Below are 7,828 nucleotides of genomic sequence, written 5' to 3' on the forward strand. Positions count from 1 at the left end.
CCGTCGCTGGCGCGAAGGCAAGTGCCATGATCTACAGTCTCATGCTGACCTGCAGGGCTTGCAACGTCGAACCCTACGCCTACCTTGTGCACGTGCTCACCGAACTACCGAAGCGCGAACCGCATGCCGACGTGACTGACCTCTTACCGTTCAAATACGCGAAGCTCACAGAAACGGCAGCGCGTTGAGCTTGATCGGTCGCCACCTCACAAAACCTCGATCGATCGATTTGCTCTCGGAGACCCGCTCGCCTTCGCGCGTCTACGCGCGCTCAGTGTGCTAGATCGCGCGCTTACCGTCAATCACCCGTTCGCGTGCGGCGTCGCGCTCGAAGTGCAGCGCACAATCGAGGACGATGACCTGCTGGACGCAGTCGTCGTGCGCGGGCATCAGTTGCGCGCACGGCTGAAGGAGCGATTCGAAAATGTCGAAATCGTCGGGGACGTGCGGGACCGGGGGCTGTTTGTCGGCGTGGAGTTCGTCGACGACCGCGACTCAAAGGCACCATATTCTGGCGGTGCGACGTTCGCCGCGTGGCTCAAGCGGGAAGCGCTCCAGCACGGCCTGCTGATCTATCCAGGCGCGGGCGCCGCTGACGGCGTGGAGGGCAACCATGTGCTGTTCGCACCGCCTTTCATCTCGTCGGCGTGTGAAATCGACGAAATGGCCGAATGTTTCGAGGACATCGTGCGGGCGTGCATGGGGGAGCGTTAAAAATCTTGGGGGTTTCAGTGGTGCCTAGAATTCCGGCAATCATGGCCGCCGGAGTTGGATATGAAAATCACAATTCGCGTTTAGATCACTACCGATTGGGATGAAAAAGATGCGTTCGAAATCTATCAGATCGAACGTCCTGTCACTCGAAGTTGCGGAGTTCATGAAGCAGTTCGAGCCGGCGTCCGAGTTACAACCCCAAGGGTTTTTAGCGCTCACTCGAAACGAGGTTGAACGCACTGCCAGCCCGGCGGACACTGAGGCGTCGGGCACTGGAAATGGCCGTTCAGGGAGCCGTAGAGCTCAAGCTGGGGCCGTCCATCCAATCAATCTTGACGCTAGCTACAGCACTTTGATTAGTGCGGCTCTGTACCATGAGGCTTCCGTGCCAAAACGCTGTGCATCCTCGCCCAAGTCATTGTGGTCTCAGAATTCGCCAGATCCGCTAGCTTCTCATGCAGGGTAGAAACCGAGGAGAGGTCGATCACCCCGTTTTTGATCATCTGCGGCGCGAGGTCTCTCAAGCTCATCGCGTAAAGCAGTTTCTCATCGGGTGAATTCAGTAACGGATGATTCAAGCGGCTATGTTCAATCTTCAAACCGAGATTCCGGATCACAGCTTCCATACGGAAGGCGATTTTGTAATCACGGTTACTCATGCGAAAACAGGATCTTAATTTTCCTATAAACTCATCGATTGCCTCAGACGGTGGGAAAGAGAATGAACCGTCATGAATCGCTGGTTCTTCGCATAGCAAATGGCCATCCGGGCCGAGGACATTCACCATTTGACGGATAGCATGATCCGCATCCGCCACATGATGGAGCACCATCCGACAATAGACTAGGTCATATAAGTTCTCCAAATGATCCAGACAATTAACGTCTCCTTCCAAAAAGGTAACATTCTCGAAACCACTTTCTGTTACGAATTGGCGGGACGCTTCTAGCTGCGTCTGACTGCAATCTATAGCCGTTACCATTCCTTGAGGTCCGGCTGCGCGTGCCAAATGCAGTGTCATCGCGCCACTACCGCAGCCAACTTCAAGGATTTTCCTGCCGCGGAGCATACCAGCTCGACTGATAAGGTCGACACTTGACTGTTCGTATAACCGGTTTTGGATGCCAAGTCTTAGTCTGGCATTGTCATCTGTTTTTAGGATGTAACCCATTTTGCTCTCCTTGAGACGGCTTGATTTGGATTGAGTACTGCTGCCTTCTTGCAACTTTAACGCCCTCGCGTTGCTCACTTCGGGACGTTCCATTTACGCGCTTCAGATTCAATGGTCATTACCGTGAAAAGTGAGGCATCCAAGGACAGATCGCCAAACGCGACCTGGTAAAGAGAGGATAGTTAGCCTCCGCCTCTTCCAGGTGATCAAGCAGAGTCCGTCGAACAGGAGCTGCTGTCCCTACTACGCATAATTTACTCTCTAGTGCTGTGTCAAAGGTCAGTGGCAGATTTGGTCAAGGGAAATTGCATTGAGGTCGTACAGGTGTTTGAAGTTTTTAAGCCATCGTTCGAAAGCCGTGCCGCGAGCGAATATGCATGGTTCGCAGATTTGCCCGACCACAAACACCCGAAGCAATCCGCAAACGATGGTTGGCCGTCGGTGCTCGTGCTGTATCCCTCCTCTGTACGATATACGTCAGTAATCCTGCGAACAAACGACGCGGATCCTACAGATGCGATATTTGCGCCGTTTGCAGCGGTCCAGCCCGCAAACTCTGGTCGATTGTTGTCAAAGGGACACCCGTCTAGCTGAAAATGGTGACCTTGGTAGGAAAGGGCACCATCCTTCATCGCCTCCATCAGAATCTCGTTGGTCTCCAGATAACTTTCCGGCACCGTGTCAGCATCTATCCCGAAGCAGCCTAGCTCGACCGGAAGAGAGTCGCGCCCCCCATGCCCATCTCGACCCTTCCGCCGCTCAAGTGGTCAAGCATGCAAATCTCTTCAACCGCACGTAGCGGATGAAAGCGAAGCAGCATGACCAAGGGACCGAGATGAAGTTTCCCAGTGCGGCGCTCGACAAGAACAGATTCGGCGACGAGCCCCTTCCATCCGGTGAGCAATGGTGCTCCGCCAAGTGATAAGCGGAAAGACTGAGCCGGTCCGCGTATTGTCGTCCAATGGACTACCGTTCTCGTCCAAACGATCGAAAATGCCGAAGGCTAGCTTGGAAGATAGGGCGTTTCTCATTCAACTTTCTCCAGTTTACATCCGGATACCGGCCTTGATCGAAGTGAATCCCGATTTGCGGGTGCGATTGCCGTTCTGGTCGTCGCGCTCTAGTGCATAGACATCCCCGTCGAGCTCCGTGGCTTCCGCCAGCACTCCGGTGATGCTGTCGACATCCTCGGCGGTCAGGGCTAGACCGGAGATGGCGACGTTCGAGGCCACATGAGAGCGGTCGCGCGCGCCGATGATGACAGCCGCCACACCCGGTCGTTCGAGCATCACAGCGCTGGCGACCGTGGCGATGTCTGTTCCATGCCGGTCCGCGATCTGGCGGAGCACCGTCAGAAGGGCCTGGAATAGGTCCCATCCGCCGACGGCGTTGATAATCCGCTTGTATTTGACCAACGAACGGTTCGCTAACTGCTCCGTGGGTTCCGGTGCGCCAAACCATCTGTCGCCGAGGAAGCCGCCGGCTACGGTGCCATAGCAGAGGAGCGGAATACCATACTCGACCGCCGCCGCCGCCATTCGCTGCGCTGGACGGCGATCGAGTAGCGAATACTGCACCTGCATGCTGGTAAGCGGTACCCCAGCATTCGCGATCTCCAGCATATGGCGAGTATCGAAATTCGTGCCACCGATCTTATCAATCTTGCCGGTGCGGCGAAGCTCGTCCAGCCAGAGCGCCGCATCGAGCCAACGGGGCTCCCGGTAGTCCCACCAATGGAATTGTAGTAGGTCGAGCCGCTCCTGCTTGAGGCGTCGCAGCGACTGGTTGATCACTCTCTCGACATAAGACTTGGTGATGCCCGGCAGTATGTCGGAGGGCGGCACAAATTTGGTATGGATCTTGATCCGGGCGAGGGCTTGTTCCCCGCGCAGATCGCGATAGCGCATTCTGAAATGGCCGATCAGTTCTTCGACGCCGGTATAGATGTCGGCACAGTCGAAGGTGGTTATTCCCGCATCTGCGAAGGCCACCAGGTCCGCGATGGGGTCTTCGCTTCGGGCCGTGCAGTGGCCGCTCGCGAGTTGCCAGCCTCCGTGAATCACACGTGAAATCTCGTAGTTGGGGGCAAGCTGGAGTCTCTGCATCTTTGTTATGCCTTTAACATTTATCATGGCGCCGTGGCCGCTGTGGTTGCGAGGCGGTTGAACGGCAGCGGCCCACTCCAGTGGGAGGACTAAACATATCGAAAGAAAGTCTGCTGATCTGCAGGTGATGCGGAAGGCCCGTGATCGCAGGGCGCTCCTGAAGTTTCCTGCCGATCCCCGCCCCCCTTATGGCCATATGTTCGATCTTGACCTTCATATGACCTGCTCCAGCAGCAGCCGGCCAGCTTCGGCATAGTGCCGAGGCTGGACCATGGCGTGTTGCGCCGCCGCTTGCAGATCGCGCAGGCGCCGCTGAAGAGGTGAAGATTCATACACTGCGGCACCGCCCGCAAGGGTAAAGCAGGCGTGTGCTGCGTTGGCACAGATCGTCGCAATCCAGGTTCCGGTTTGTATGCCCTGAGTGTACAGAGCTTGGCCATTCAGCGTGTAGGCCAAGGCGTGTCGCCAGTGACTCTGCGCCTGGACCTGCATGGCCGCCCGCGCTGCGCGCACATCTGCCTCAATTCGACCCAGCTCGCCTTGGACCATCTCGGAGTCGCGCATGGGGGCCGGTGCTCGAAGTTGTTGCCGACCGCTGTGGGCGAGCTGGACAACATCTGATAAGGCGCCCTCGGCGATGCCCACGCAGACAGCCCCAAGAAGTACCGACTGAAGGTGCCGCCAAGCTTGATATAGCGGTCCTGGCTCGCATGCTGCTCCAGCTGGAAAGTCAAAAAAATTGGCCTCCGGCGCTAGTACGTTCTGAAGGGTTATGTGGTGACTTCCGGTACCTCTGAGGCCGGAGGCGCGCCAAGTGTCTTCAATCTGCCAAGCCGATGCGGGCAAGACAACACACCTGACCAATGGTGTGCTGGCATCCCCTGCCAACCCAAAGAGTGGTTTGCCGCCTTCCGACATGAAACAGAGACCCATCATCCAGTCGGCATTTTGGCAACAACTGGCGAACGGCCAACGGCCGCTGACCCGCCAGCCATCGGCCGTTCTTTCGGCGGTGCCTCCAGGCGTGGAGACGCTAGCGATGAGGACTTCCGACTTGTCCTGGTACATCAGATCGTAAGTCTGTCTCGGCAATCGAGGGCTCATAATGGCCGATGCACTGCCGATCATCGCGGTCCAGCCGACTGAGCCGTCGAGCCGGGCCAACGCGCTGATCACTTCCATTCCCCAAGGTAGATCTAGCTCGAGTCCGCCACGGCTGCGCGGCGCGAACATGCGGAACACTCCGATCAATCGCAGCCTCTCGACAAGGTCGGACGGCATGCGGCGTTCCGTTTCGATCTCGGCTGCCCGCGCGAGAACGGTAGGAGCAAGATCGCGAATCGCGTCCAAGATACGCCCGGCTGCAAGCGACGATCTACCCGGGCCCTCGTCGCCAGAGGGAGCTTGAGGTGCCGTTTGAAGCCCCTTGCGCGCCGGACGATTTGTCCCATACAAAGCATCACTTTGCTTCATCAGTTTTTGCATGTGTCTAATCACTTTAACGAGTGCACGTGCCGTCTGCACTCTGACAGATGCAGTACGGCGGTGGTTAGTTGCGCGCCTTGCGTCGCAATTTTGATCGCGCGGCTTCCGCCCCAGCCTCAGGACGGAGAAGCTTCTTCATTCTCCGGCACGCGCAATAGTCGCTTGCGGCAGCAGCCTTTGCTGAAGCCTCATCAGCATAGCGGTCAGCAGCCCGCCGTAAAGCACACCCCTTTAATCTGTGATCTGTGCATGGACACCTTTATCGGAAAAGGTTAATCGGCCTTCAGCTTCGCAGTTCGTCCCTTACCCGAGTAGCTAACTGAGTTCGAACGATGATGCCACGCTGTCGAGTGTCACAGCCAGAAGAAGAGCATCAAATATATTGATGTTGGTGCAGGGCGTCCGAAGGCCCCGCGGACAGGTCGGGACCCTGTCTCCGATTCGACCCACGCAAAAGGGGTGCTGCCGCAATAAGGAAGCTGACCGGCGAGAGCGATGAAATATAGAGGACTACTTATGCAAAGAGCGAATAGAATCGCTAGACCGGAGAGAGTGCCATACCGCCATCGTTCCTCTGGGCTTTTCGAATCATATGCATGGACTTCTGTCGCGCTAAGGCCCGGGGTTCGCACTGTCAACTTGGCTGACTTCGACGATGACGATCCATAACGCACTGCTGCTCAGAAGCCAGTCGACGGAGTTTGGGTGACGTTGGTAAATTCGCGCCACGCGACAAACCGGGCCGCGAGGTGTTTGCGATAGAGAGGAGCGCGCAGCAAATGTCGTCTCAGTGCGAAGTGCTGCCAGATCGGACCGAAGCACGAAAGAAACGCCTGCGTGCGACGCGCTTCGCGAAAACCGTACATCTGGCATTCCCGCCTGCGGGTGGGCTCCAAGCAGGGCGGCCGTCGCGGCGGGGGGGCACGTGCGCACCAGTTATTACGCTTCCATCAAAGCGGCTTCAGTTAAGTCGCGAACACGCCGCTCAGCCGCTGCAGACCAATTGCATGCGCGCTGCCGGAGTCGATTCTGGAATGCGAGCTGCAAGATGCACCACAGGCAAACCGTTGTCTCAGGGGCGTAAGAAATCTGCCGTCGTCAGCTCGAGTCGTGCCGCGGGATGGGCGAGCAACTTCCGCTCGGCTATCGCCCGGATACGGCCATAGCCATCCCGAAAGGTTTTGAGGATGCGTTCGTCGCCTGCTCGTGGCTCGAGCCAGAAATACGCTTCCAGCGCCGTGATCGTGATCGTGCATTCGATCGGCTGCTTCTGGAAGATGAGAGAAAATGCCACGCCGAGGCGGTTGGCGAGCACCTGCGGCTCAAGTTCGACGGTTTCCATAGGTGGCAAGGACGGCGTATCTGATCAAGTCACGATGATTTTTGCACAGGTTATGCATTTCGGGTGCGGGCGAAGTTGACGGGTTGCAGGTCATAGCGCGCCGCTTTGGACTGCGTCGAAGCCAGTGCTTCTCAACACTGGCTGCGTCCTGACTACCGGCGTCTGTCAGTGGTAAAATCGTCTCCGATCTGCCGCGCCCGCTTCACGTCATCACTGTGTAGGTAGATCGACGTCGTTGACACCGACGCGTGCCGCAGATTGTCCCGCACGGTGGTCAGTTCGGCGCCGCGCCCGAGCGCATGCGTCGCGTGGGTGTGGCGCATCCAGTGCGGACTGGGGCGCCGCAGCTTCTCTGCCAGCGGCGGATGATCGGCTTCGATACTTTTCGCAGCCACAAGGAAGAAGCGCCTCAGCACACCCGATAGCCGCACGCTGCTGATCGTCGACCCGCTGTCTGCCTCGAGGCTGCCGATGACCGGCGTTTCCGGGCGCCAGCGCATCGGCGCGATCGGAAGTTCGCGTTCGGCGAGGTAATGGGCGAGGGCGTCCCACGCGAGCGGCGGCAGCGCGACGCGCGCCAGCTTCCTGCCTTTGCCCGTCACGCGCAGCCAGTGATCGCCGCGCGCATCGGTCTGGACGTGTCCGAGCGTGGCGCCGACCAGTTCGCTCGCCCGCAGCCCCGTCGCGTAGCCGAAGTCCAGCAGGAAGCGCAGCCTGACCTTCCCTCTGTTTTTCGCCTTCCAGAGGCCCGGGGTTATGCAGCTACATCCGTTGCCTGCTGAGCCACGAGCCAGTCTCGCATGAACTGGGCCGGCGACACAAAGCCGAGCGACGAATGACGACGACTGCGGTTGTAAAACACTTCGATGTATTCGAACAAGTCCGCTGCGGCTTCGCGATGCGTGCGATAGCGCGCTGCATGAACCCGTTCATTTTTCAGGCTGTTGAAGAAGCTCTCCGTCGGCGCGTTGTCCCAGCAATTTCCTTTGCGGCTCATAGAGCAACGCATG

8 protein-coding genes and 1 pseudogene are annotated in these 7,828 nt (G+C 57.9%); 2 read left to right on the plus strand and 7 right to left on the minus strand.

Features of this window, described 5'->3' with window-relative positions:
• A partial coding sequence (locus tag GCT19_RS40080) for a transposase domain-containing protein (protein ID WP_193727521.1) occupies window positions 1-188 on the plus strand: 188 nt, incomplete at its 5' end.
• An 88-nt stretch (window positions 189-276) separates the two neighbouring features.
• The gene (locus GCT19_RS40085) at window positions 277-714 is read left to right on the plus strand and encodes an aminotransferase class III-fold pyridoxal phosphate-dependent enzyme (protein WP_018437877.1); all 438 of its coding nucleotides are present in this window, start codon (window positions 277-279) and stop codon (window positions 712-714) included.
• A 356-nt stretch (window positions 715-1,070) separates the two neighbouring features.
• Here GCT19_RS40085 and GCT19_RS40090 read toward each other — a convergent pair whose 3' ends face one another.
• From GCT19_RS40090 to GCT19_RS40125, 7 genes and pseudogenes are all read right to left on the minus strand, one after another.
• Window positions 1,071-1,979 carry a class I SAM-dependent methyltransferase gene (locus GCT19_RS40090; protein ID WP_084598449.1) on the minus strand — a complete coding sequence of 303 codons (909 nt, stop codon included), beginning with the start codon at window positions 1,977-1,979 and terminating at the stop codon, window positions 1,071-1,073.
• Between the two features lie 953 nt (window positions 1,980-2,932).
• Window positions 2,933-3,991, minus strand: coding sequence for an aldo/keto reductase (locus GCT19_RS40100; protein ID WP_018437881.1), 1,059 nt, complete (start codon window positions 3,989-3,991; stop codon window positions 2,933-2,935).
• A 213-nt stretch (window positions 3,992-4,204) separates the two neighbouring features.
• Complete coding sequence (locus GCT19_RS40105; RefSeq protein WP_227717812.1) at window positions 4,205-5,476, minus strand: acyl-CoA dehydrogenase family protein; 1,272 nt, start codon at window positions 5,474-5,476, stop codon at window positions 4,205-4,207.
• Between the two features lie 680 nt (window positions 5,477-6,156).
• Window positions 6,157-6,369, minus strand: a pseudogene (locus GCT19_RS44105) (IS6 family transposase); the annotation flags it as partial.
• Between the two features lie 179 nt (window positions 6,370-6,548).
• On the minus strand, window positions 6,549-6,818 hold the full coding sequence (locus tag GCT19_RS40115; protein WP_018437884.1) for a DUF1488 family protein: 270 nt from the start codon (window positions 6,816-6,818) through the stop codon (window positions 6,549-6,551).
• Between the two features lie 152 nt (window positions 6,819-6,970).
• On the minus strand, window positions 6,971-7,690 hold the full coding sequence (locus tag GCT19_RS40120) for a tyrosine-type recombinase/integrase (RefSeq protein WP_408582416.1): 720 nt from the start codon (window positions 7,688-7,690) through the stop codon (window positions 6,971-6,973).
• Window positions 7,573-7,828, minus strand: a 256-nt coding sequence (locus tag GCT19_RS40125) for an IS3 family transposase (protein ID WP_152854487.1), incomplete at its 5' end; no start/stop codon positions are given. The genes GCT19_RS40125 and GCT19_RS40120, both read right to left, overlap by 118 nt.

This window comes from Paraburkholderia atlantica, assembly GCF_009362785.1.
Lineage (GTDB): Bacteria > Pseudomonadota > Gammaproteobacteria > Burkholderiales > Burkholderiaceae > Paraburkholderia > Paraburkholderia atlantica.

Coding starts and splice junctions, on each gene's coding strand:
- GCT19_RS40105 (WP_227717812.1), bottom strand. CDS start 5,476: ATGCAAAAACTGATGAAGCAAAGTGATGCTTTGTATGGGACAAATCGT.
- GCT19_RS40090 (WP_084598449.1), bottom strand. CDS start 1,979: ATGGAACGTCCCGAAGTGAGCAACGCGAGGGCGTTAAAGTTGCAAGAA.
- GCT19_RS40100 (WP_018437881.1), bottom strand. CDS start 3,991: ATGCAGAGACTCCAGCTTGCCCCCAACTACGAGATTTCACGTGTGATT.
- GCT19_RS40115 (WP_018437884.1), bottom strand. CDS start 6,818: ATGGAAACCGTCGAACTTGAGCCGCAGGTGCTCGCCAACCGCCTCGGC.